Annotated in this window: 22 protein-coding genes and 1 pseudogene; 6 read left to right on the top strand and 17 right to left on the bottom strand. The window is 61.6% G+C overall.

Going from position 1 to position 24,279, the window contains the following annotated elements:
• Nucleotides 1-58: 58 nt before the first annotated feature.
• The 17 genes and pseudogenes from AB433_RS20695 to trbB form a co-directional block, all read right to left on the bottom strand.
• A complete protein-coding gene (locus AB433_RS20695) occupies nt 59-196 on the bottom strand; it encodes a benenodin family lasso peptide (RefSeq protein WP_156170876.1) in 138 nt (45 codons plus the stop codon).
• A gap of 333 nt (nt 197-529) precedes the next feature.
• The gene (locus AB433_RS17490; protein ID WP_047822854.1) at nt 530-766 is read right to left on the bottom strand and encodes a DUF2274 domain-containing protein; all 237 of its coding nucleotides are present in this window, start codon (nt 764-766) and stop codon (nt 530-532) included.
• A complete protein-coding gene (locus tag AB433_RS17485; protein WP_047822852.1) occupies nt 763-1,941 on the bottom strand; it encodes a TraB/TrbI/VirB10 family type IV secretion system protein in 1,179 nt (392 codons plus the stop codon). Before AB433_RS17485 ends, AB433_RS17490 begins: the two co-directional genes overlap by 4 nt.
• Nucleotides 1,938-2,927, bottom strand: a complete 990-nt coding sequence (trbG, locus tag AB433_RS17480) for a P-type conjugative transfer protein TrbG (protein ID WP_047822850.1) — start codon at nt 2,925-2,927, stop codon at nt 1,938-1,940. The genes AB433_RS17485 and trbG overlap by 4 nt, the downstream gene beginning before the upstream one ends.
• Nucleotides 2,927-3,607 carry a conjugal transfer protein TrbF gene (gene trbF / locus AB433_RS17475; RefSeq protein ID WP_047822848.1) on the bottom strand — a complete coding sequence of 227 codons (681 nt, stop codon included), beginning with the start codon at nt 3,605-3,607 and terminating at the stop codon, nt 2,927-2,929. Before trbF ends, trbG begins: the two co-directional genes overlap by 1 nt.
• A gap of 6 nt (nt 3,608-3,613) precedes the next feature.
• The gene (trbL, locus tag AB433_RS17470) at nt 3,614-4,927 is read right to left on the bottom strand and encodes a P-type conjugative transfer protein TrbL (RefSeq protein ID WP_047822846.1); all 1,314 of its coding nucleotides are present in this window, start codon (nt 4,925-4,927) and stop codon (nt 3,614-3,616) included.
• Between the two features lies 1 nt (nt 4,928).
• Complete coding sequence (trbK-alt, locus tag AB433_RS17465) at nt 4,929-5,255, bottom strand: putative entry exclusion protein TrbK-alt (protein ID WP_047822844.1); 327 nt, start codon at nt 5,253-5,255, stop codon at nt 4,929-4,931.
• Nucleotides 5,256-5,261: 6 nt separating this feature from the next.
• Nucleotides 5,262-5,981, bottom strand: a complete 720-nt coding sequence (gene trbJ / locus AB433_RS17460) for a P-type conjugative transfer protein TrbJ (RefSeq protein WP_156170926.1) — start codon at nt 5,979-5,981, stop codon at nt 5,262-5,264.
• A gap of 23 nt (nt 5,982-6,004) precedes the next feature.
• Nucleotides 6,005-6,877: pseudogene (locus AB433_RS17455) on the bottom strand (TraG/VirB4 family ATPase); the annotation flags it as partial.
• A gap of 20 nt (nt 6,878-6,897) precedes the next feature.
• Nucleotides 6,898-7,506, bottom strand: a complete 609-nt coding sequence (locus AB433_RS17450) for a plasmid pRiA4b ORF-3 family protein (RefSeq protein ID WP_037487460.1) — start codon at nt 7,504-7,506, stop codon at nt 6,898-6,900.
• The gene (gene tnpC / locus AB433_RS17445; protein WP_038575320.1) at nt 7,503-9,038 is read right to left on the bottom strand and encodes an IS66 family transposase; all 1,536 of its coding nucleotides are present in this window, start codon (nt 9,036-9,038) and stop codon (nt 7,503-7,505) included. The genes AB433_RS17450 and tnpC overlap by 4 nt, the downstream gene beginning before the upstream one ends.
• Before the next feature lie 61 nt (nt 9,039-9,099).
• Nucleotides 9,100-9,447 (bottom strand): IS66 family insertion sequence element accessory protein TnpB, encoded by a 348-nt coding sequence (tnpB, locus tag AB433_RS17440; RefSeq protein WP_007015837.1) that lies wholly within the window; start codon nt 9,445-9,447, stop codon nt 9,100-9,102.
• Nucleotides 9,444-9,884, bottom strand: coding sequence for an IS66-like element accessory protein TnpA (gene tnpA / locus AB433_RS17435; protein ID WP_223308190.1), 441 nt, complete (start codon nt 9,882-9,884; stop codon nt 9,444-9,446). Before tnpA ends, tnpB begins: the two co-directional genes overlap by 4 nt.
• Before the next feature lie 73 nt (nt 9,885-9,957).
• Entirely contained in the window at nt 9,958-11,565 is a 1,608-nt protein-coding gene (locus AB433_RS17430; RefSeq protein ID WP_047824422.1) for a VirB4 family type IV secretion/conjugal transfer ATPase, read from the bottom strand.
• Nucleotides 11,566-11,568: 3 nt separating this feature from the next.
• Nucleotides 11,569-11,844: a VirB3 family type IV secretion system protein gene (locus AB433_RS17425; protein ID WP_047822834.1), complete on the bottom strand. Its 276-nt coding sequence runs from the start codon at nt 11,842-11,844 to the stop codon at nt 11,569-11,571.
• A complete protein-coding gene (locus AB433_RS17420) occupies nt 11,844-12,176 on the bottom strand; it encodes a TrbC/VirB2 family type IV secretion system protein (protein ID WP_047822832.1) in 333 nt (110 codons plus the stop codon). Before AB433_RS17420 ends, AB433_RS17425 begins: the two co-directional genes overlap by 1 nt.
• Nucleotides 12,173-13,153, bottom strand: a complete 981-nt coding sequence (trbB, locus tag AB433_RS17415) for a P-type conjugative transfer ATPase TrbB (RefSeq protein WP_047822830.1) — start codon at nt 13,151-13,153, stop codon at nt 12,173-12,175. The genes AB433_RS17420 and trbB overlap by 4 nt, the downstream gene beginning before the upstream one ends.
• 92 nt (nt 13,154-13,245) lie before the next feature.
• Here trbB and AB433_RS17410 point away from each other — a divergent pair, with 92 nt between their 5' ends.
• The 6 genes from AB433_RS17410 (at nt 13,246) to AB433_RS17385 (ending at nt 24,247) form a co-directional block, all read left to right on the top strand.
• Nucleotides 13,246-14,553 carry a cysteine desulfurase family protein gene (locus AB433_RS17410; RefSeq protein WP_082134997.1) on the top strand — a complete coding sequence of 436 codons (1,308 nt, stop codon included), beginning with the start codon at nt 13,246-13,248 and terminating at the stop codon, nt 14,551-14,553.
• A gap of 69 nt (nt 14,554-14,622) precedes the next feature.
• On the top strand, nt 14,623-15,579 hold the full coding sequence (locus tag AB433_RS17405) for a DUF4007 family protein (RefSeq protein ID WP_047822828.1): 957 nt from the start codon (nt 14,623-14,625) through the stop codon (nt 15,577-15,579).
• On the top strand, nt 15,576-18,944 hold the full coding sequence (locus AB433_RS17400; protein ID WP_053059241.1) for a hypothetical protein: 3,369 nt from the start codon (nt 15,576-15,578) through the stop codon (nt 18,942-18,944). The genes AB433_RS17405 and AB433_RS17400 overlap by 4 nt, the downstream gene beginning before the upstream one ends.
• Entirely contained in the window at nt 18,941-19,780 is an 840-nt protein-coding gene (locus AB433_RS17395) for a phosphoadenosine phosphosulfate reductase domain-containing protein (RefSeq protein ID WP_082134996.1), read from the top strand. The genes AB433_RS17400 and AB433_RS17395 overlap by 4 nt, the downstream gene beginning before the upstream one ends.
• 136 nt (nt 19,781-19,916) lie before the next feature.
• On the top strand, nt 19,917-22,337 hold the full coding sequence (locus AB433_RS17390) for a sensor histidine kinase (protein WP_047822826.1): 2,421 nt from the start codon (nt 19,917-19,919) through the stop codon (nt 22,335-22,337).
• A complete protein-coding gene (locus AB433_RS17385; protein WP_047822824.1) occupies nt 22,334-24,247 on the top strand; it encodes a hypothetical protein in 1,914 nt (637 codons plus the stop codon). Before AB433_RS17390 ends, AB433_RS17385 begins: the two co-directional genes overlap by 4 nt.
• The last annotated feature ends 32 nt before the right edge of the window (nt 24,248-24,279 follow it).

The following is a 24,279-nucleotide window of genomic DNA, read 5'->3' as shown; positions in this document are numbered from 1 at the left end:
TGAAGTTTGTACGAGGAGAAGGGGCGCGGCCAGGTCCGGCACGCGCCCCTCGCGAGGTTCAGTCGTCAGCCATGCCGGTGGCATAGGACAAACGACCGCCGCTCACATCGATGTCGAACAGGGCGTCGCCCTTGGTCTCCTCGGATGCGCTGCCGAGATCGATGATCTCTCTCTGGATTGTGTCGAGTTCCTTCATTGATCACTCCTCTGCTTTGATCGCGACTCCAATCGTCGCGGTCAGAGCATGAAGAGCATGGCCAGATGGGGCCAACTTATAATGGAATTATAAACAGATAGTCCGACAAATGAGGTGCGACCGGGTGATGGAAGCACTCGTTGGCAAGTGCATCGATGGTTTTAGCGAGGAGCCTGGACATGAGCATCGCCACCCGGTCGCGAGGAACCTGAATTCCCGATCCGACAGTAGAGCCGATCATGTACAGGAATACAGAGCAATTCTACCTATTGGCACATTTCTTTTCTAATACTGGTTAAGAGAAACCAGAAAAAGTCCGGACAGTCTCAGAACTTATCGACTTGATGATGCATGCGTTCTTCTGCGTGCCTTGGCGAAATCCCGGTCACTGGCGACGAAGCGCTCGATCATTGGTGGGATCAGAGCTGCGGGCTCGGGTGCACCCTCTGAAACGCCGCCATTGAGCACGACCCCATATTCGACCAGCCGGCGATGGAGCCGCGCAGGGATCTCTATCGTCAGCTTGACGGGCTTGCCATCGGTAATGTCGGAGAGCTTGAGCCGGGTCATGCTCCACCCTCCAGCACAATATCGCGCGTCACCAGAACGCGTACGGGAAAGCCGGGACGGATCGTCAGCGTCGGGCGTATATCAAGCTCGCGTGCAACGACCTGCTCGCCCGCGCGATTGATGCTGTCCTGGCTGCCGCGGCGAACAGCGCGCAGCAGGTCATCATCTCCGCCTGCGCCGAGTTCGCCGCCAATTCCGAGCAAAGTGGAAACGAGCGCCGCTTTGACGACACCGCCCCAATGGTAATCGACGCCGTCCTCCAGTCCAGCATAGCCCGAGGGATCGGCAACTGGCTGACGATCGAGCACAATCGAGCGACCATCAGGCAGGATAAGCCTGGTCCAGGCCAGCAGCACCCGGCGTTGGCCGAACCCGACATCGGACTCGTACTCACCGATGAGGCGCGCACCTTGCGGGATCAGAAGGTGCCGCCCGGTCAGGCTGTCATAGACATTCTCGGTCACCTGCGCGGTCACGAGGCCGGGCTGGTCCGACCGGATACCGGTGATCAGCGCTGCCGGAATGATCGACCCGGCCGAAAGCAGCGTCCCCGATGGCACCGCCTCAAGCCGCTGCATGGACACTGTCCGCGTGTCGGCGGGCCGTTCGAGAAAACTCGGCCGCGCGGTGGAGACCGATGGCTGAACTGGTGCTGGGGGTTGCGGCCCAGCAGCCGAAGCTGCCGGGCCGGGACTGGCAGCTTGTGTCCCGCCGCCGAAAAACAGGCTGCTGCCGCGCGCCGCCTCGCTTTCCTGTTCTAGGCGTTCGCGCTCAATCTCTTCAGGGCTCGGCGCCGCCCGCTGTGACGGTGTCGGAGACGGGGCGCCGACCGGTTGAAGCGCGGCAACAGCCCCGCGATCCTGCGCCTCGAGGATCGGTTGACCGAGATCGCCCGGTAGCGGTGGCCCTAACCTCGGAACCTGGGAATAGTCCGCCGGGGCAGTGGCAAGTCCGTCTGCCACAGCAATCCCCTCGGTGTTGACCAGCTCTTCGCCGCCGTCCTGCGAAGCCGGTTGCAGGGCGTAGAGCAGTATACCGCCAAGCACGGCCAGACCCGCGGCGCTGGCAATGCCGATAGCCTTGCGCGAGAGCCTGACCACGCGCGGTCCTTCCCCGCGCAATTGAACGATGCTTTCGGCATCGGGTGGCGGCTCGGTCTTGCCTTCCTCCTTCACGACCGCCCCCTCTTGCGGTTTTCAATCTTCACGCGGACCTGTCTGCGACCGGCACCGAGGCGCAGTTCGGCCTTGTGGAAGAGGCGGTCGACGATGAGATAGCGCCCGGAGACCCGGTAATTGACCAGCTCGGCTGCGCCACCGGCGCCAACCACGAAAAATGGCGGCATTTCGCCCCGGGCGATATCGGGTGGAAACTCGACCAAGGTCCGCTGTCCGTCGTCGAAGACCCGTAGCGGGCGCCAGTCAGGCTTGTCACCCGAGATGCGGTAATCGAAATTGAGCGCCTCAAGCGTGAAGCCGTCGGCGACCGGTGCGGCTCGCGCCGCTTGCTCTTCTTCGCGGCGCAGCGCGATCAGTTCGTCCGCCGGATAGGACCAACTGACCGAGGCCATATAGATGTCCGGATTGGCGCGCAGTTCGATATGATAGGTACGGCGGTCTGTATTGATGACCAGATTGGTGGCGATATCGGGCCGCGTCGGTTTGATGAGGATATGAACCCGCTGCGTCGCTCCCGAGCCGCTCAGCGTGTCGCCGATCATCCAGCGCACGGTATCACCTGCAGCAACCGGCCCGGGGCCGACCAGTGTTTCGCCCTCCTGCAAGGCGATGTCGGTCACCTGCCCGGGTTTGGCGTAGACCTGGAACAATGCACCTTCGCGATAGGCATAGCGCTGGATGGCATTGTCGAATCCTGCATTGTCCGGTTCGATCCTGGCAGCCTCGTTCGCCGCTCCCACATGCCCCTCGGGGTCAGAGGCGGGGGAGCGGCGCGCGGCAGTGGGGGAGGCCTGCCGCGAGGGGGTGGTGGCATTTGCAAGGGCCTGAGCAAGCAGGGATGCATCGGCGAGGTCGAAGGCGGTGATCGCCCGCGATGCGGCCTGGGCCTGCGGCGCAGGCGTCGCTGCTGCCGGCGATCCGGCAAAAAGCAGAACGCCGGCTGCGAGCAGCGCCGGACTGGAGAATGCAAGTAGGTTGGTCATCAGCCAAGCTCCTTTGACCAGTTGATCGAGGTGACGAAGATCCCGAGCGGATTGCTGGTGAGCGCATCGGGCGTTCTGGGAGGCTGGACGGCAATGCCGAGAATGGCGGTCCAGCGAGTGGTTTCGGCGAGCGCGCCGTCACGGTAGCGCCGCTCGACCCAGGCCACGCGGAAGCTGCGCGGCGAGGCACGGATCACGCTGGTGACATCGACCGCAACCTGTTCGCGGCCGATTGCCGCGAACGGGTCGTTGGCCCGCGCATAATCGTTGAGCGCCAAGGCGCCCTTGTCGCTGGCGAACTGGTAGGCTCTGAGCCAGTTCTCGCGCACCACAATTGGATCGTCGGGGATAGCGCGGACTTGCTCGATAAACCGCGCGAGGTGAAACGCGATCTGCGGATCTGTCGGTGCGAACTCCGCATTGGCGGGCGCGACGCTACGCGCTTCGCCCAGCTTGTCGACTTCGACCACCCAGGGCACGATGGCACCGCGCGCATTCTGCCACACGAGCCCGCCGGTCAGCGCTGCCGACAGGCCGAGCGCGCCGAAAAAAGCGTAGCGCCAGCTCTTTGCCTGGACGCGCGCGGAACCGATGCGCTCGTCCCAGACCTGCGCCGCGCGCTGGTAGGGCGTCTCAGCTTCAGGCGTTTTTGCGTACCGGATCGAAGGCCGTTTGAACATTGGAGGCTAATCCTTCTCTTTGGTGTCGATGGAAGCGCCTGCACCATGGCCATCACCGGAGCGCACGGTGTGCGCGGCAAGTGAGGCCGAATGCCCCAGGCTCTGTCTGTGCTTCATGGACCGCGCCCAGGCCGGCGGGCCGTTCGTCTGTTCCGGATCCGGTGACGAAGCACCGTGAGCGGGCACGATGCGGCCACCCATGTTCCCGACCGACGCACGCGCCCCGTCGCGGAAATTGCTCCTGGCGCTGTCTGCCGCTTTACGTAGCGGAGACATGACGGCACCGCCTGCTGCGCGGCCAACACCCGCCATGCCGCCTGCAACCGCGGCGCCGCCGCTCTTGCCCGCCGAACCGGTCGCATAGGCCATGGTCGCACCTCCTGCGGCGCGCGAGGTGCCTCGCGCGACGGAAGAGGCAGCACTGGCGACCGCGCCGCCCGCAAGCTTGGCACCGGCAACGCCGCCGACCGCAGCGCCGCCTGCCAGAAGCGCGGTGCCCGCGGCAGCGCCTGCACCGAGCTGCGGACCGCCCGCGACAATGCCATTGGCGATCCCCGGGCCGAAAATGCCGAGACCGAGCAGTGTGAGGCTGGCGAGCACGATGGCCAGCGCATCCTCGATGGTCGGCTCGCCGGGGATGGCGCCGGTGAATTCGGCGAAGAGCGTGGAACCGATGCCGATGATGACGGCGAGAACGAGCACCTTGATTCCCGACGAGACCACATTGCCGAGCACGCGTTCGGCGAGGAATGCGGTCTTGCCGAACAGGCCAAAGGGAATGAGGACGAAACCCGCCAAGGTCGTCAGTTTGAACTCGATCAGGGTGACGAACAGCTGGATGGAGAGAATGAAGAAGGCGATGATGACGATCGCCCAGGCGACCAGAAGAATGATGATCTGCAGAAAATTCTCGAAGAAGCCGACATAGCCCATCAGATCGGCAATCGATTCGAGGAGCGGCCAAGCGGCATCGATGCCAACCTGCGCCACCCTTCCCGGCTGCAACAGGTCGGCTGCGCCGAGCCCCGAGCCGCTCGCCTTCAGGCCTAGCCCGGCAAAGCTGTTGAACACGATATTGGCGAGCGCGCTCCAGTTGCCGATGATGTAGGCAAAGATGCCGACGAAGAGCGTCTTCTTGACGAGCCGGGCGATGATGTCGTCGTTCGCGCCCCAGCTCCAGAACAGGGCCGCCAACGTTACGTCGATCACGATCAGCGTGGTCGCGATGAAGGCGACCTCGCCAGAAAGCAGCCCGAAGCCGCTGTCGATATATTGCGAGAAGATCGCGAGGAAGCGATCGACAACACCGGTGCCGCCCATGTCAGTTCTCTCCTCTCGCTTCGCGGGAAAAGGACTCAGGCAGCGCCCTGTCGCCGATCCCGGAATAAGCCTCGGGGTGATCGACGCCGAAGAAGCGGCGGCGTTTTTCGGCCCAGGCCGCGAGGCAATCGGGCGAGGACAGCGCCAGTTCGCCCATTTGAGCGCAAGCCCTCAGCTGTGCTGGCAGCGGATCACCGTCGGGCACCCATATGCGCCGGTCAGCTTGCCGCACCGGCGCGGGCTCCTCGCGCAGCTGTACGATCGTGGTCGCGATGGCGAGACCGACGAACACAGCGGCACCGATGCGCGCGAGGAGCTTGGTGTCCATCGCGGATCAGTCCGATCCGCCGGGCAGATAGCGCGGACGAATAGCGAGAAACCGCCTCAGCTGCTCGCGCGCCTGTGCCTTGGCCGCCGCGCGTTCGGCGGCATCGAGCGCCTGCGCCCTGCCAGTAGCGGCGATCGTGGCGGTCAGGTCGGCCAGCTGGCGGGCCTGCAATGCCAGCAGCTGGTTGCCAGCCTGTGCTGCCTGCAAGGCGCCCGTGGCGGACTGGCTTGCGGAAGCGAGGCTGCCGAGCGCTTCGCGCGAACCTTCGATATTGGCAACCGTGCCCGCCTGGACCTTGAGGGCATCTTCGAAGGCCGCCACGCTGTTTTGCCAGCGCGCCTCGGCGCCGTCGACCATCGCCCGCTGCGAGGCACCGAGGGGAACGTTCTTGTAATGCTGTTCGAAAGCGCCCTCGATGGTGCGGACATCGTAGGCGATGCGCTGGGCTTCGTTCAGCAGTTGTTGGGTCTGCCGGATCTGGTCCTGCAGGGGCTGCACGATCGTCAGCGGCAGGCTCTGAAGGTTCTTCGCCTCGTTGATGAGCGACGTCGCCTGGTTCTGCAGCATGCGGATCTGGTTGTTGATCTGCTCAAGCGTGCGCGCGGCAGTCAGCACGTTCTGCGCGTAATTGGACGGATCGTAAACGATCCCGCCGAACTGGGCGTGTGCAGGCGTTGATACCAAGGCGCTCGTACTCGCCAAGGCGAGCGCAATGCCCATGGCCATGCTGCGGAAGATTTTTCGAGAGGTCACTTCAGGTCTCCTTCTGGTGGGTTTGGGGGGTCGGAAGAGTGCGCATCGCTGCCGAGCAATTCGGCGGCCCAGTGGAGGCCGCGATACCTCAGCCAGTGGGCGGCAAAGCCGCTCCGGCCATGCTCTTCGATGATACGGGACATGGCGAGCTGGTCACTCTTGGAAGAGGCGGCGGCAAAGGCGAGCGCCACTTCGCCAAGGCCGAGTTCGAAGAGGCGATTACCGCGAGAGGACTGACAGTAATAATCGCGCTTGGCCGTTGCCCGGCTGAGGATTTCAATCTGGCGGTCGTTCAGTCCGAAGCGGCGATAGATACCCAAAATCTGGGGTTCGACCGCCCGGTCGTTGGGCAGGAAGATTCGCGTCGGGCAGCTTTCGATAATCGCGGGCGCGATCGCCGAGGTCTCGATATCGGCAAGGCTTTGGGTGGCGAAAACGACGCTCGCATTCTTCTTGCGCAGGGTCTTGAGCCATTCGCGCAATTGCGCGGCAAAGGCCGGAGCGTCGAGCACCAGCCAGCCTTCATCGATAATGATGAGCGTCGGCGAGCCGTCGAGGCGCCCTTCGATCCTGTGGAACAGATAGGACAGTACGGCGGGCGCAGCCGCCGATCCGGTCAGCCCTTCGGTCTCGAACGCCTGGAAACTCGCTTCGCCCAGCCGTTCGCTTTCGGCATCGAGGAGCCGTCCGAACGGCCCGCCGACGCAGTAGGGAGCAAGCGCCTGCTTCAATGCCTGCGATTGCAAAAGGACAGCGAGCCCGGTGAGTGTGCGCTCAGCGACCGGCGCGCTCGCCAGCGAGCTCAGCGCCGACCACAGGTAATCCTTGGTTTCCGGATCAATTGCGACGCCCTCCGCAGTGAGGTAAGCGTGGCGTGGAGGCCGCGTTGTCAGCGTGATTTTCTTGCTTGAGCGGCTTTTCCGGCGGCGCGTCGTTTGGCGATGGCGCCGATCCTGAGCTTTGCGTCGCGTTCGTCTATCTCGTCAGGATTGAAGGCTTTGCCGTAGCAGCCCTGGTGCCACTCGGTGGCATCCTTGTGCTCGGGGTGCTTGGGATCGGTGACGGCTTCAAGGAAGGCTTCGAAGCCGGGCGTGCCGCCGCAGTCTTCGGGCGGAGCGCGGTGTTCGCCCTCAATATATCGCGGATATTTGGTTCCTGCTTCGCCATCCCTGACCGCTTCGACGGTGACGATGTGCTCCCAGCTGTCGCCCATGTCGTAAGTGTAGAGGAACTGACGGACATCGCGGTCGAGCAGCGCCTTGAGTCTGGTGTTTTTGGCCGCGAACAGGCGATCGTCGGGCCAGTCGGGATCGGTCACGCCGTAGCGCCTGTCGCCTGCCTCGAACTCCCAGAGATGATAGTCGAGCCAGCCCATTGCGCCCTGGATGACATCGTGGAGCATCTTGAGGTTGGCATCGACCGGAACATCGACCCGCCGCCAGATCGAGGGATCGGTATCGGCAAGCGCGATATGCAGGCGGGCAATGGTCTCGCTCATGCCGCCATGCTGACTGGCGTGACTTCGGCTGTCCAGTTCCATGGCATGAGTTCGTCCCAGCGCGAGGCCGGCCATCCGCTGGCGATCTTCTCGATCACATCGGCGATGTAGGCTTGCGACTCCAGACCATTGAGCTTGGCGGTCTCGATGACGGAATAGATCGCGGCCGCCCGTTCGCCGCCCGCCTTCGAACCGGCGAACAGCCAGTTCTTCCGACCAATGGCGATTGAACGCATGGCCCGTTCGGCGATGTTGTTGTCGATCTCGGCACCGCCCTCGTCGAGGAAGAGGGTGAGCGCCGTCCAGCGCTTGCGGCCATAGGCGAGCGCCTTGGCCATCGCCGACTTGGGCGACAGGCGGTGCAGGGCATCATGGATGGCTACGCGCAGGCTCTCGATCTGCGGCTTGCTTCGTTCCTGGCGACATCGCCGGCGGACGTCGGGCGGCCTACCGCGTATCTCTTCCTCGATCCGGTAAAGCCTGGCGATCCGTTCCAGCAGATCCGTGGTCAGCGGCGTCGGGCTGGTCTGGTGGTTCTCGAATATCTTGCGCCGGAAATGCGCCCAGCAGGCGACTTCCCTGATCCGACCGCCCGCATAGAGCTTGTCGTAACCGGCATAGGCGTCGGCCTGAAGAAGACCGGCAAAGTGCTTGAGCTCGGTCTGCGGATGGATGCCGCTGCGATCGGACGTGAACCGGTACCAGACCAGAGCCGGACCAGTGGCACCCGATGCGCGATCATCGATGACATAGGTCCACAGCCTTGCCTGCGCGGTCTTGCCCTTGCCCGGCACCAGCATCGGCACGGGCGTATCGTCGGTGTGTAGCTTGCCGGCCTTGAGGCCCTGTTCACGAATGCGGGCAACAATGGGATCGAGCAGCGCGGCTGCCTGTCCTGCCCAACCGGCCAGGGTCGAGCGGTCGATACTGACCCCTTGCGCCGCCATCATCTCGGCCTGGCGATAGAGCGGCAGGTGATGGTCGAACTTGTTCACGACCACATGGGCGAGCGTCGCGAAGCTGGCCTTGCCGCGCGCGACCGCTTTTACCGGGGCGGACGCCTGGACGATCTTCTCGCAGGACCGGCAGGAATACTTGGGCCGCACGGTGCGGATGACGCGCCACTTCACCGGCGCCACGTCGAGCATCTCGTCGCTGTCCTCGCCCAGCGGGCGCAGGGCGCCGCCGCAATCGGGGCAGGCGCAGCTTCCCGCTTCCGGTTCGATCCGGCGCTCGCTGCGGTGAAGATGACCGGGGAACTGACGGATCGGTGTCGCGCGCTGGTTGCCGGTTGCCGATGCCGTTGCGGCAACATCAGCAACAGCGGCTTCGCCTTCCAGTTCCTCAAGCGCCAGTTCGAGTTGCTCGATCTGGCGGCTGAGCTTCTCCGACGACTGGCCGAATGTCATCCGCTTAAGCTGGGCGAGCTGAAAACGCAGCGTCTCGATCAGCGTATCGCGGGCCGCCAGAGCCGCTTCCAGCTCGGCGATCCGGGCATCCTTGTCGATGGGGGAGGAGGCTTGATCCGACACCGTGATCCTTTAGCGAATCGGGTGGTCCAATGCCAGAAAAACCAACGGAATCCGTGAGCTTTTATCCCGCCAGAAGAGGCACAGTCGTCCGCTCGGGCCGACGCCAGTCGATGCCTTCCAGAAGCATCGAAAGCTGCGCCGAGGTGAGACTGACCTTGCCTGTCTTCGTCACCGGCCACACGAAACGCCCACGATCCATACGCTTCGAAAACAGGCACATGCCCTGACCATCGTACCACAGCAGCTTGACCAGATCACCGCGCTTGCCCCGAAAGGCGAACAGCGCCCCGCAATGCGGGTTCTCGTGCAGCACTTGCTGCGCCAATACTGCCAGACCGTTAAAGCCCTTACGCATGTCGGTCACACCGCAGGCAAGATAAATGCGTGTCGAAGGAGGCAACGGGATCATTGAGACAGCACGCTGATCACCCGCGCCAGCGCATCGGCATCGACTGCAGTGTCCACCGTCAGCTTCACGCCCGAAGGCAGTTCGATCCCGATCTCGCCACCCGCTCGGGCGGGAGATGAAACAGCCGGAAGCAAGGGCTCCGATATCTCAACCTCGGCAAAAGCCGGCAATGCCGTCCGCCTCGTTCCCGTCAACTCACCAGACATCGCCAGGCGCCGCCAGGTGTAGAGTTGCCCGCTGCCGACTTCATGCCGTTCACAGGCCGACCGAACCGAGCCATCCGGTCCGAAGGCGTCCCGCAAAATCGCCAGCTTCTGCTCCACCGTCCAGCGCCGACGGCCCGACACGCGCCCTACGATCTCGACGCGACCAGTCATACGAGTGCTCATATGACCAGTCGTATGACTGCTCGTTCCGTCATCGTCGATATCGTCCATCGGCACCGCTCCACAAGAGAGCGGTAATCAGCCTATCCCAACGCCATCATGCAAGGCGGCCTTCACACCACGCTTACGCAGTGAGGATCGCCTGGAGCCATTCCGAGGCCCAGTTGCGCTGTGCCGGCTCATCGATCCGCGCCAGCGGTTGCAGCAGGACTGCCTCGTCGCTGTCCTCGGAAAGACTCGATCCCAGATCCTGCCAATCGCCGCCGCAGGCGAGCGCCGCCGCACGGATCGAGCCGCCGAAATCGAAAGCGAAAATTTGCGACCCGGCATAGCGGCGAAACTGCATCGCCATCATCGCCAGCAAGACCGATTTGCCCGCCCCGGTCGGACCGACGACGAGGCCATGTCCGACATCGCCGACATGAAGCGAAAACCGGAAGGGGGTCGAGCCTTCGGTCTTGGCGTAAAGCAGCGGCGGCGCGTCAAAATGCGCATCGTGTTCCGGTCCGGCCCAGACAGCCGAAAGCGGCATCATATGCGCAAGGTTCAGCGTCGAGATCGGGGGCTGGCGAACATTGGCGTAGACATGGCCGGGCAGCGATCCGAGCCAGGCCTCGATCGCATTCATGCCTTCGGTCACACAGGTAAAGTCGCGGCCCTGGATGACCTTCTCGACCAGCCGCAGCTTCTCGGCGGCAAGCGCCGGTTCCTCGGCCCACACCGTAACGGTCGCGGTGACCAGCGCGAGCCCGACATGGTCGGCGCCCAGCTCCTGTAGAGCGGCATCGGCATCCTCGGCCTTGTTGGCTGCATCGCTGTCGACCAGCACCGAAGCCTCGTTGGTCATCACTTCCTTGAGGATCGCGGCGACCGATTTGCGCTTGGCGAACCACTGGCGGCGGATTTTCGAAAGCAGCTTCGTCGCGTCGCTCTTGTCGAGCATGATCGCCCGCGTCGCCCAGCGATAGGCGAAGCCCTGCGCATTGAGTTCATCGAGCAGCCCGGGGAATGTCGCGCTCGGAAAGCCGATCACGGTCAGTGTCCGCAGATGGGCCGCACCCAGGCGCGGTTCGAGACCGCCGGTCAGCGGCTCGTCGGCAAGCAGCGCATCGAGATGCATCGGGGTTTCGGGAACGCGTACATCGTGCAGTCGCGTCGAGATGCAGCTGTGAAGATAGCTCAGGGTCTCGCCATCATCGAGCCATTGGACCTCGGGAAAGAACCCTTCGAACAGGCGCAGCAGCCGGTCGGTCCGATCGGCGAAGCCCTCGAGAAGCTCGCGCGGATCCACGCCTTTCTCGGCTTTGCCTTCGTAGAGCCAGCTTTCAGCCCGCGCGGCATCCTCGGCAGGCGGCATCCATAAGAAGGTCAGAAAATAGCGGCTCTCGAAATGCGCGCCTTCTTCTGCGAACTGCGCGGCGCGCTCTCGTTCGACCAGTGCCGAGGCCGGATCGGGAAAGGCGCAGGCGGGATAATCCAGTGCCGGACGACGCACAGCCTCGACGAAGATCGACCAGCCCGAACCGAGCCGGCGTAGCGCGCTGTTCAACCGCGCCGTCGTTGAAACCAGTTCGGCAGGGGTCGCGCTGTCGAGATCCGGCCCGCGAAAGCGGGCCGTCCGCTGGAAGCTGCCGTCCTTGTTGAGCACGACGCCGGGTGCGACGAGCGCCGCCCATGGCAGGAAGTCCGCAAGCCGGTCGGCCTTGTTTCGATATTCGCGCAAGCTCAGCATGGCTCAGACCTGCAGATGCGCGGGGAACCGCAGATGCCGCCGTGCGACATCGACGAATTGCGGATCGTGCCGGGCGGCCCAGACCGCGACCATGTGGCCGAGCGCGAAAAACGCGGCGCCTGCGATCCACAGCTGCAGACCCAGTCCGATTGCGCCCGCCAATGTCGCATTGGCGATAGCAAGTCCGCGCGGCGCACCGCCGAGCAGGATATGCTCGGTCAGGGCCCGGTGAACAGGGACCGCAAAGCCGTTCGGCAGAGAAGCTTCGCTGCTATCCATCAGACCAGCGCTCCGCCGCCGAAGGAGAAAAACGAAAGGAAGAAGGAGGACGCGGCAAAGGCGATCGAAAGCCCGAAGACGATCTGGATCAGGCGCCGGAAACCGCCCGATGTATCCCCGAAAGCAAGCGCCAGCCCGGTGGCGATGATGATGATCACCGCGACGATCTTGGCGACCGGGCCCTGGATTGATTCGAGGATCGCCTGGAGCGGCGCTTCCCACGGCATCGAAGAGCCAGCGGCGTGGGCGGGCGCCGCAAATGCCAGCGCAAAGAGGCTGGCAACGATCAAAGCTGACAGGCGCGGGTGCGGGTGCGGCAAGATATGGGTCACGAATGGTCTCCTGCTGTGGATGGAAGGGGTGCGAGGACGTATTCGCCTGCGGCATCGAGCCCGCGCACCTCGGCGAGTTCGGCAAGGCGCCGCCCGGTGCCGTCGCGCACAAGCACGGCGATGATATCGATGGTTTCGGCGATCAGCGCGCGCGGCACGGTGACCACACTTTCCTGGATAAGCTGTTCGAGCCGCCGCAGCGTGCCAAGCGCCGAACCAGCGTGAAGCGTGCCGACCCCGCCTGGATGACCGGTGCCCCACGCTTTCAGCAGATCAAGTGCTTCTGCACCGCGCACCTCGCCAATGGGAATGCGATCGGGCCGCAGGCGCAGCGCGGACCGGACAAGATCGGACAAGGTCGCAACGCCGTCCTTGGTCCGCAGCGACACCAGATTGGGCGCTGCGCATTGCAGCTCCAGCGTATCCTCGATCAGGACGACACGGTCGGACGTGGATGCGACCTCGGCGAGCAACGCATTGGTGAGCGTCGTCTTGCCGGTCGAGGTGCCGCCGACGACCAGAATGTTCTTTCTCGCAGCGACCGCACCGGCAAGCGCTTCAGCCTGCCATTTGCTCATGATCCCGGTCGTCACGTAATCGGCCAGCGCGAACACCGCGATAGCTGGTTTGCGGATGGCGAAGCTCGGGGCGGCAACCACCGGGGGCAGCAGGCCTTCGAAGCGCTCGCCGCCTTCCGGCAGCTCGGCGGACACACGCGGTGCGCTTGCATGAACCTCGGCGCCGACATGATGGGCGACCAGCCGGATGATGCGCTCACCATCGGCTGCACTCATCAGACATTCGGTCGCCGCGAGACCCTCGCCCAATCGGTCGACCCAGAGACGCCCATCGGGGTTGAGCATGACTTCGATGACATCGGGCTCGTCGAGCCAGCGAGCGATGTCGGCACCAAGCGCAGTGCGCAGCATGCGCGCGCCGCGCGATGAGACTTCGGATCGAAGGGGGATGACGCTCATGGACTGCCTCGGATGCGGCAACCGACCATCGGCTGCGTTCGCGAGGCAGATCAAAAAGACATTACTTTGCCCTCAGGCAATAGCGATCTGCAATGAGGGTAGAAGAGCGAAGAATAAGAAAGAAAGGAAAAGGCCAAATCGGAAGGTCGCCGCCGTCCAAGCTCGAACGCCGCGCGATCGCGGTTGCTTTGCCTGGCCAGTTTTGGTCTTATCGGTGCACCGATTTCAATGAAGGTTGTTCCTTGCGCAGACCCGGCCCCGCCTATCTCGATTTCATGGCCTCAACTCCGGTCGATCCCTCGGTCATCGATGCGATGACGGACGCGATGAGCCATGACTGTGGCAATCCGCATTCGGATCATGCGCATGGCCTGGAAGCCTCGAAAATTGTCGAACGATCGCGCGAAGCGCTTGCGGCGCTGCTCGGTGCCGGGGAGGACGAAATCCTCTTCACCAGCGGAGCAACCGAGGCGAACAACCTCGCCATCAAAGGTGTTATGAGCTCAGCCGAACGACGCGGAAACCATCTGGTGGTGTCATCGATCGAGCACAAATGCGTGCTGGAGGCCGCCCGTTCGCTCGTGAAAACCGGGATCGAGGTCACCGAAGTCAAACCGGGGGCAGATGGCCGCGTTCGCGCAGAAGCCATCGCGCAGGCCCTGAGGCCCGACACGGCGCTCGTATCGGTCATGCACGCCAACAACGAAACCGGCGTCATTCAACCCGTGCGCGAGATTGCCGAAATCTGTCATCGCCAAGGTGTCCTGTTTCACACAGATGCGGCGCAGACCGTCGGAAAGATCGATGTCGACTTCAACCATACCAGTGCCGATCTGCTGAGTTTCTCCGGTCACAAGTTCTACGGTCCAAAAGGCATCGGCGGCCTTGTCGTGTCGCGCGCCGCGCGGTTACGGCTCGTTCCGCAGCTTGATGGCGGTGGACAGCAGCCTCTCGGACGCAGCGGTACAGTGCCGGTTCCGCTTTGCGCCGGGCTTGCAGCGGCGGCGCGGCTTTACGAGCGCCACGGCCAGTCGGCACGCACACATATTCAATCATTACAAAGACTTTTCGAAGATCGGGTCACCAGGAAGGGATGTCCTTTCACTATCAATCCGCATGCCGAGCGCATCCCGGGTTGCACAAGCCTCAGGGCCGAGGGAGTGAATGCGGAAGACATCCTCTTGCATGCCCGCGGCGAACTATCGGCATCAACAGGCTCAGCCTGCAATTCAGGCAGCATCGAGCCGTCTTACGTCCTGTTGGCGCAAGGGCTTTCCTTTGACGAGGCTTCGTCGTCCATTCGCATCGGGATTGGCCGAACCACTTCCGAGGCCGATATCGACCGTGCCGTCAGTGCGCTCTTGGCTGCGCACGAGAAAGCCTACCGAGCAGCGGCCTGAAGCGTAAATTTCCAAGCAGGGCCCGCATCGAGGTTGCCAACTGGGGGAAATCCCCAGTAGGAACAAATCATGCTCAGAGGACCCCTTGGACAGCCCGGCGTCAAGACGCGCTTCGCGGGACATGAAACCTTTCCGCTGAGGCGGCTGTGGCTACGCAAGGCTTACGATGCGGTCTGCGAGGATGCGGAGGCTCCGGCCCCCAATACCTTTGACAAGGACGAAGGGATCATCCGGTTCGGGGTCGGCAAGAATATGGTTGCGGCGATCAAGCATTGGGCGCTCGCGTGCCGAATCATTGAAGAAGACCCGGAGAGGGGTGTCGGTGCCTTGAAGGCAACGCCCTTTGGCGATCTCATCTTTGACCGCGATTCAGGTCTCGATCCGTTCATGGAAAGCCTCGCGACCACATGGCTGCTCCATTGGCAGATCGCCAGCAATTTCGAGCGCGCTACGACGTGGTATTATGCGTTCAACCATCTGAATGCACATGGGTTCGACCGCGACGGCATTGCCGAGCCGATCCGGCTGCTGTGTGCCCAACTCGACCGGTCGCGGGCCTCCTCCACAACGATCAAGCGCGACGTGGAATGCTTTATCAGATCCTATGTCGCCAAGGTCGGCGCGGGCGCGGTTGACGATCAGGTGGAAACCGTACTTGGCGAACTTGGCCTTATGCGCGAAGTGTCATCGCGATCGTTCGCTTTCCGCCATGGGCCCAAGCCCGGCTTGCCCGACGGTATCTTCCTTTTTGCGCTTGCAGATTTCTGGGCGAGGCGTGCGCCCGAGCAAGCAACGCTCGCCATCGATACGCTGGTATACGAGCCCGGATCGCCGGGGCGGATCTTCAAGCTAGACGAGGATGCGCTGATCGACCGGCTTGTCGATATCGAAAGGGTCGCCAAGGGCGCCTTTCTGTGGACCGACAGCGCAGGTGTGCGCGCGATTGCCAGGCGGGGAGAAGGCCTGCCTGATCCGGCCTCCTTCATCGCCAGCGCCTATCCGCACACCAAGGCGCTCGCGGCATGACGCAGGCCTATCTCTCAGACCATGTTTCGGTCGCCCCGCGCTACCAAAGATCGATCAGGATCGATGCCGATTTTGGCCAGGCCGATCCCCTCTCCGGTTATGTACTTCAAGGATCAGCGCGCGATGCGTTGACCACCACGCTCCGCCTCGCGACAAACGGACAGGGCGCGTTCACCTGGACGGGCCCTTACGGCGGCGGCAAGTCGAGCCTCGCGCTTGCGCTTGCCTCCTATTCGCTCGGGCGCGGGCCCGCCTACAGGGAAGCGAAGCAACTGCTTGGCGATGTGCCCGAAGTGGCCGACGTTTTCGGGCGTGCGCCCAAGGACTGGCTCTGCGTGCCCGTGAGCGGTCGGCGGGGCAACCCGGTGGGGGACCTGCGCGAGGCGCTCGCATCAGCAATCGCTGGCGCCCCGGGCCACGCTCGGACCAAGCGGTCCAGGATGGAAGCCGCTGACGGGCGCGATATCGTCGAGCGGCTGCAACGCGAGGTTGAAGCGCGTCCCAAGGGCGGGGTTCTCGTCATTGTCGACGAACTGGGCAAATATCTGGAAGGTGCTGCCGATCACGCCATCGACATCCATTTCTTCCAGGATCTCGCAGAGGCGGCCAATCGCAGCGAGGGAAGACTTATCGTTGTGGGCGTGCTGCACCAGGCTTTCGAGCGCTATGCCGATCGCCTCGGACAGAGCGTCCAGGACGAATGGCGCAAGGTTCAGGGCCGCTTTGCGGATGTCCCGATCATTACGGCGGTCGACGAGGTGATCGAATTGATCGGGCGTGCCGTCACGACAGAGCGTTCGCACCCTCAGTCGCATCCAATTGCCGCTATTGTTGCCAGCGAGATTGCCGAACGGCGACCAGGTGTGCCCAAGGATCTTGCGGAGAGGCTCGACGATTGCTGGCCTCTCAACCCTGCGGCGGCAGCGCTGCTTGGACCGATCACCCGGCGGCGCTTCAGCCAGAACGAACGCAGCCTGTTCGGTTTTCTTGCCTCAGCGGAACCCAGCGGCTTCACCGAATTTCTTCAGCGCACGACGCTCGCCTCAGGAAAAACCTTCGGACCGGCAGAACTTTGGGATTATCTGCAGGTCAATCTGGAGCCCGCGATCATGGCTTCGCCCGACGGCCATCGCTGGGCACAGGCCGCAGAAGCGATAGCGAGGGCGGGCCGCGACGGCACCCACCTGCGCTTGCAGATCGCGAAGACCGTGGCGGTCATCGATCTGTTCAGCAATGGATCGGGTCTGGCAGCCTCATCCCGGACGATTGCGGCAAGCCTCGGTCATTCCGATGCGGACGTCGAAGAGCAGCTTGCCGATCTCGTGAAGATTTCGGCGCTGGTCTACCGTCGCCATCTCGGCGCCTATGCAATCTATGCCGGCAGCGATTTCGACATTGAGGGCGAAATCGAGGCCCGCATCGCCGAACGCGGGCGGCTCGAGATAGCGTCGCTGAACGATCTCGCCTCGCTGCAGCCGATTCTGGCCAAGCGGCATTACGCCGAATATGGCACGCCGCGCTGGTTCGACGCACAAATCGGCGAACTGGCGCCGCAAGGGCTTGGTCCGAAAGACGTTCGGGTTAGCGCCGGGGCTGCTGGCAAGTTCCTGCTGCTTCTGCCTGGGATCGACGTCGATCCCGGCCAAGCGGAGGCGAGTCTGATCGAAGTCTCGCGCACGGAGCATCGGCACGGTCTGCCCGTAATTGTTGGTCTTGCATCGAACAGTGCGGACATTCGCAAAACAGCGATCGAGCTCGAAGCCGCGCGAGACGTGCGCAACGAAAGCCCCGAACTGGCCGGAGATGCAGCCGCCAGGCGCGAGATCGATGCCCGCATTGCCCATTTGTCCGCGCAGCTGGAAGGTCTCCTGAGAGAAGGTTTCGAGCGCGCGCACTGGTTCGACACTGGTAAGCCGCTCGATTTGCGGTCGCTTTCCTATGGCCTGTCGCAAGCAGCAAGCGATATCGCCCGGCGGACTTTCCGGCAGGCTCCGATCGTGCATTCCGAACTCATCAATCGTCGGCGGCCTTCGAGCAATTCCAATGCGGCGTTGCGAGCCCTGTTGCATGCTATTGTAGTGGGCCGCGGCGAGCAGCACTTCGGGATCAAGGGCTATCCGGCCGAGAAGGGCCTAGCGGTTACCGTTCTGGAACGCGCGGGTCTCTATGTCCGGCAAGGCGAGCGGTGGGACTTCGTTCCGCCCGGCGAAACCAGCACGTTCGCCCCTCTCTGGTCGCTAACCGATGGCCTGCTCGAAGCCGGCGAGCAGGTTGGTGTTGCCGACATCTACCGGGCTTGGGGCGAGCCGCCTTACGGCGTGCAGCAAGGCGTGATGCCCCTATTGCTCGTGACCTATCTTTTCTCGCGTCGTCACAGCACTGCGATCTATGCGAAAGAGGCCTTCCAGCCGGCAATATCCGATCTGGTCATGGATCTTCTGCTGCAGGACCCCGACCATATTGCGCTGAGATCGGTTCCGACCGATGCCGCGAATGCGGTCGCGCTGAAGGAGTTTGCAGCCGTCGCGAGCGAATTCGTCGAAGAGGCGCCGTCGGAGGAGCCGCTCGAGATAGCACAGGCGCTCGTGCAGTTTGCGTACAGCCTTCCCAACTGGTCGCGCAAGGCGCAAGCCACGCTCTCCAAGCAAGCAATCGATGTGCGTCGCTTGTTGCTAGATGCGGACGATCCCTACCAGCTCCTCTTCGTCGACATCCCCGAAGCGCTCGAGACTTCAGGCGAAGGCACCGCACCTGCGCTGCGCACGGTCCTGAGCGAACTCGATCACGCTTACCCAGACATGATCGAGGATCTGAAAACCCGGATGCTGGAGGGCCTGAAACACCGCGATGCAGGAAATCTCTCCGAGTTGGTGGAACGAGCCAAGCGAATAGCGGGTCACGGGGGAGACGACCTCAAGCTTCGAGGCTTCATCACGAGGCTGGCCGAGTTCGATGGGTCGACGGAAAGCATGGCGGAAATTTGCGGTCTCGTGATGGGTAAGCCGGTGACGACGTGGCACGATCTCGAGCCGAGTCGGGCGGCGATGCAGCTGTCGGAATACGCCTACCGGTTCCGCCGCGTGGAACTGTTCGGCGACAGCGACCAGCAACCGACCCAGACCGCGGTGATGGTGATGGCGGGTGTCGGGTCGACCGAACGAAGCGTCGTCCGCAGAGCACAGATTGCAACCGAGGCGCAGAAGCGCCTCGGGCCACTCCTCGACGAGATTGGCAAGACGCTCGACACCGCCCGGCTCGAGCCCGATATGGTGCTCGCTGTGATTGCGGAGCTCGCACAGCGTCATATCGAGGATGACGGCGAGCGCGATGTCACTGTGCCCATTAGCGCGGAGAAGGAAGCGTGACCGGCGAGGCGATGCATGTCCTGGGTCTGTCCGGCGGACGAGACAGCGCTGCCCTCGCGGTCTGGATGGGCGATCACCGTCCGGACATCGATGTGCGGTATTTCTTCACTGACACCGGCAAGGAGCTGCCCGAGGTGTACGATTATCTCGGCCGCCTTGAGGGCTTCCTTGGCAAGACCATTGAAATGCTCAATCCTGGTCGGGATTTCGATTTTTGGCTAGCCGAATACGGCCACTTCCTGCCTTCCCCGCGTACCCGCTGGTGCACGCGGCAGCTCAAGATTCAGCCGTTCCAGAAGTGGCTCAAACCGCATCTCGACGCAGGCGTGGAGGTGCATTCCTATGTCGCGATCCGGGCCGACGAGCCGAGCCGCTCGGGAATGATCGCAACCCACCCCAACATGCACGTCCATTTCCCATTGAGGGAGGCCGGCCTCGACAAGGCTTCGGTCATCGGCCTGCTGGAAAACTCCGGGCTTGGCCTACCGGATTACTATCGCTGGCGTTCTCGCAGCGGTTGCACATTCTGCTTTTACCAGCAGAAGATCGAATGGGTGCGGCTGATGCGCGAGCACCCGGACGCCTTCGAGGAAGCCAAGCGTTACGAGAAATCAGCCATCGAGCACGGTTCACCGTTCACCTGGACCCAGAACGAAAGTCTCGAAGAACTGGCGCGGCCGGAGCGGGTTGCCGAGATCGAGCGCAATCATGAAGAGCGCAAGGCACAGGCGCTCGCTCGCAGAATGCCAAATCCGCTGAGAGCACGGATCACCGATAGGACGTTGGAACAGATGCTTGCGGACGAGGACAGCGGCTGTCTCGTCTGTCACAAATGACGAAGCCTACAAATGTCGAGGCTCAAGTTTGCAATCTATGATGTCGACAAATCAACTTTCCTTGGTTCCGGGGGCATGCTTGAAATGCCAAAATTAGAATACTGTCATTTTACCATTTCCGTTCTATGTGCCCGTTATGTTTAAGGTTTCGGCCCGCACCGTTCTTGAGCTCGGTTCAGAGCTCATCAGCTCCGACGCGATCGCATTCTATGAGCTTATCAAGAACGGTGTTGACGCAGGGACGAAGGACGGCGTCACGATCAAATTCAAGGTTGTCCTCGCCCGCAGGGACTATCTCGAGTTGCGCCATACCGTGAACCGCCTGCGAAATATGCCCGACAATGGCAATCATGCGGAAGATGAGTTCGATTTCGAGGAAGCGCTTGCCGAACTGCTCGATGAAACCCGTGCCCGCCTCTTCAGCGATGCAGGCAAGCTTTACGATAGGGCGATCGAATTTCTCGAGAATATCGACGATCTCGACGAATACGATGCTGCGCTAGAAGAGATTGATGCGCTCAACCAGGTAACGGTTTCTGACACCGGGTCGGGCATGTCCTTGGAACAGCTCGAAACCGTGTTTCTGGTTCTCGGAACCAAATCGCGCAAAGAAGAAGTCGACACTGCGTTTGAAGACGGTGTCAGCGAAGCTCCGTATTTGGGCGAGAAAGGCATAGGCCGGCTCTCCGCAATGCGTCTTGGCGACCGGCTGACAGTTCGAACCGCCCGTGAAGAAGACGAGACCTTCAACATCTTGGACATCGATTGGACCGACTTCGAAGATCCGCAAAAGATGATCGAGGATGTCACGATCGAACCGCGCGTGGGCGGAGAGAAGCCGCAACCGGACTACAGCGGGACTGACATTCGCGTCCGCAGGCTAAAGGCCAATTGGGATCGCAACCGTGTTGAACGGCTTGCCGTTGATGATTTTTCGTTGCTTGCCAACCCGATTGGAAAGTCCAAACGCCACCGCATTGCCATTTTCTGGAACGGCGAGCGCATCAATTTTGCCCGGCTTGACAAAAATTTCCTTTCTCATGCCCACGCGACCCTCAAGGGTGAGTATAAGATCCGGGACGGCTCTCCCGAACTCACGCTGCGAATGGAGCTCGTCAATCTTGGGTTCGAGCATCCCGTCGAGCACCAGATCGAGACATTGAAATTCGACGATTTGCTCGCCGCACTGGTCGGCCTGCGTCAAAAACGCAGCCGGGAAAACAAGCGTGATGTAAACGCAGCCGCACTGACTGACGTCGGACCTTTCAATTTCGAACTCTATTGGTTCAATCGCGCAACGCTGCGAAAGGGCCGGAGTACAGGCGATTACCAGGCTTTGCGCAAATTGCTCGACCAATGGATGGGAGTGCGGCTCTATCGCGACGGATTCAGGGTCTATCCCTATGGTACCGAAGATGATGACTGGCTCGAACTCGATCGCACAGCTCTGCGCGCAAAGGGCTATGCGCTCAACCGGATTCAGTTTGTCGGACAGGTAGATATTGGCCGCTTCAGCAATCCGCATCTAATCGACCAAACCAACCGAGAGGGTTTGCGGCACACCCCAGAAGAAGCGGTTCTCAAAGAGGCGATACAGCTCGCTGTCGACAGGCTACGCGACGAAATGAAGCGCGTCGAAAACGCTTTCAAGAAAAACAAGCCGAGAGTGCCGACGGACCCGACCCGTACGAAAGCCCTCGAACAGCGGATGAAGAAAGCAATTCGCGCGCTCGCCCGATCGGCCGATGAAGACCAGCGAGAGATCGTCGCCGAGTTTGAAGAGATGCGTGAAGAATTTTCCCGGTATGCCGCAGAAGCGCGGGAGCGGATTCTCGAGCTCGAGCAGGATACCGATCAGATGGTCGCGATGGCCGGCGTAGGTCTGATGGTCGAGGTCGTTGCCCACGAATTGGCTCGATCCGCCGAGGATGCGCTCGACACGCTAAACAAGCTTCAGCGTAAAAACGTACCGGAAGAGGTACGAAGCAGGTTGGAAAGTCTGCGCGCGTCGATGAAAGCGATAAGCAAGCGGCTTCGTATTCTCGACCCGCTCAGCGTGAGTGGCCGACAACGCAAGGAGGCGTTCGAACTTGACGAGCTTGTCCGCGACCTCCTCAGTGCCCACGAAGCGCAGTTCGACCGACACCATGTCAAACTTGAAACGCATTTCCCCGATCGTCCGGTTGCGCTGAAAGCCGTCAAAGGCATGGTCGCACAGGTTATTGAAAACCTCGTTTCCAATTCTGTCTACTGGATGGATATTGAGCGCGAACGCAAACTGGGCTTCAAGCCGCTGCTCACGATAGCGGTGGAGGACAATCCACCGCGGGTACGGGTAACCGATAATGGGCCCGGTATATCGCCCGAATACGCCGAGCGGGTTTTCGACCTGTTTTTCTCGCTGAAGGACAAGAGCCGACGGCGCGGACTCGGGCTGTTCATTGCCCGCGAGGCAGCGGAGCACAATGGCGGCGCGCTTGTCATCGACACCGAAATTGTAAACAGCGAGGGACGATACACCACGTTCGATTATCGCGTCATCGGGAGCGATGAATGACGGACAAGGAAATCATCGCCGCGGCGGGCATAAAGTCCGCGCTCATTGTCGATGATGGCTATGACCTAGTACCGCGCGCGAGCGAGCTTGCAGATGTAGACTGGGATATCTTTTTCGACGACGCCATTGGCGACGCGCTCGAGCGCTTGGAAGCCGTTTTCCCGGGCTTTGACCCCGATGAGAGAGCCGATCTTCGCGGTGATGACGCCTTCATTCAAGCGCTGTGGGAACACCGTGGAGTTCTTGACGATCTGGTTCGCGACCTGTTCGCCGACTATGTCGCGAAGAGCCTGCGAGACATCAAAGCTCTCGGTGAGATCGAAGAAATACTGACCGATCTCGGGATTGCGTTCACCAAAGCAGGACGCGACTTTGTCAAAGCTGCCGAGCAGGTGGACCTCATCATCATCGACCTTTTTCTTGGTGCCGCCCAGTCGGACGAAGACAGGCAAACGACTGTAGCCGGCCTGAAAAAAGTGATCGACGGCCGTGACGCCCCCCCCGCAGTTGTTCTGATGTCGCAGATCAGCCTCACAGAAGAGGCACCCGGGCTTCGCGACGAGGTCGAGCTCCACGCATCCGGTTTCCGCAGCATCCAGAAAAAGGTAATCAAGAAGGGCGCTCGAATGCGGCGCATCATCGCAACCTTGGCGACGCACCGTGAAGATAGTCTCTTGCTGGCGGAATTCACTAAGAAGTGGAAGACCGGCGCATCTGACGCGGTCGAACGTGCGGGACGAGAATTGCGAAGAATCGATATCGACGACCTGCATCATATCAAATCGCTGCTTTTATCAGCCGAAGGACTGCTGCCATCAAGCTATATGGTCAGCGTTCTCGACCGCGTCCTTCAATATGAAATCGAAGCCGACAAGGAAATCCTGTCCGGAGCCGAGGCGCTAGACAAAATAAGCGACAAGCCGGCTCCTTTGACGATCGCTAAGGGAAAGGACAGTTTCCGCCTCATCGAGCGGACGGTCTTCGCTAATCCCGAGCGGCGCAAGCGAGACAATGGCTCGGTCTGGCCACTCACATTTGGTGACATTCTCATGTCCCGGCTCCAGGGATCGGTCAGCAAGGCCAGCATTTTCAAAGGCGACCCAAACAGGGTGTTTTTCGTTGCCTCGCCGGAATGTGATCTGCTGCGTGGCAAAAACCTCCACGCAGCACTGCTTATCGGAGGTACCCTAGAACCGCTCGCTATGACGGAGCCACTTTTTGGCGAAGACAAGACGACGCCAATCATCACACGCGGGAAGAAGCGTTATCAGATCAGATGGGACTTCGGATTTCCAGCTACAATTACGCTCCAACGCGCGAAAAATCACTTGGCGTCGGACGGGTCTGCAAAGATTGCGGAAACTTTAAGGGACGTTAGCGCCCTCAATCTGCGGCAACAATATCTCGATCACATCGGACGCGTGGGAATGATGGCCCTGCCTCCTCGTACTTTCAACATAACCGTGCAATGCGCCTACCCGACAAAAAATGGCGACCTCGTCGTAATCAAGATCGGTAGCAAATCCGATCTGACAGGTGTGATGCATATCGATCAGCGCACCAAGACCGCACGCATCGCCTTCGACCAGACGCAGGAAGACGATTTTGCCGATGCGATCTTGGGTATCGACCTCGGTGATGTCGCCACCAATAGTCGATCCGAAATAGAGGCGCTCCAGCAGCAAACCCAGCTTCAGCAGTTGTTCCGCACAGGCTTCCAGAACCTAAAATATCCACTTAAACCCAGCCAAGCGGCCCAACTAATCGCTCCTTCCAGAAGTGTGGGCAACGATGCGAGCCAGAAAAATAAGCCGATTGGCAAGCTATTTGATGGCGAGAGCTCGCATCCTTCGGCCAGTGTGCTGCAGAATTCTGGTTTCGCTTTCACACTACTTTCCGAGCACGACTAGGCCTCTTTCAGAACTTCGCCCTGTGATGAGCG

Origin of the sequence: Croceicoccus naphthovorans (assembly GCF_001028705.1) — a bacterium.
Lineage (GTDB): Bacteria > Pseudomonadota > Alphaproteobacteria > Sphingomonadales > Sphingomonadaceae > Croceicoccus > Croceicoccus naphthovorans.
The sequence above is the reverse complement of the archived record's forward strand: the minus strand, read 5'-3'. Positions and strand labels throughout refer to the sequence as shown.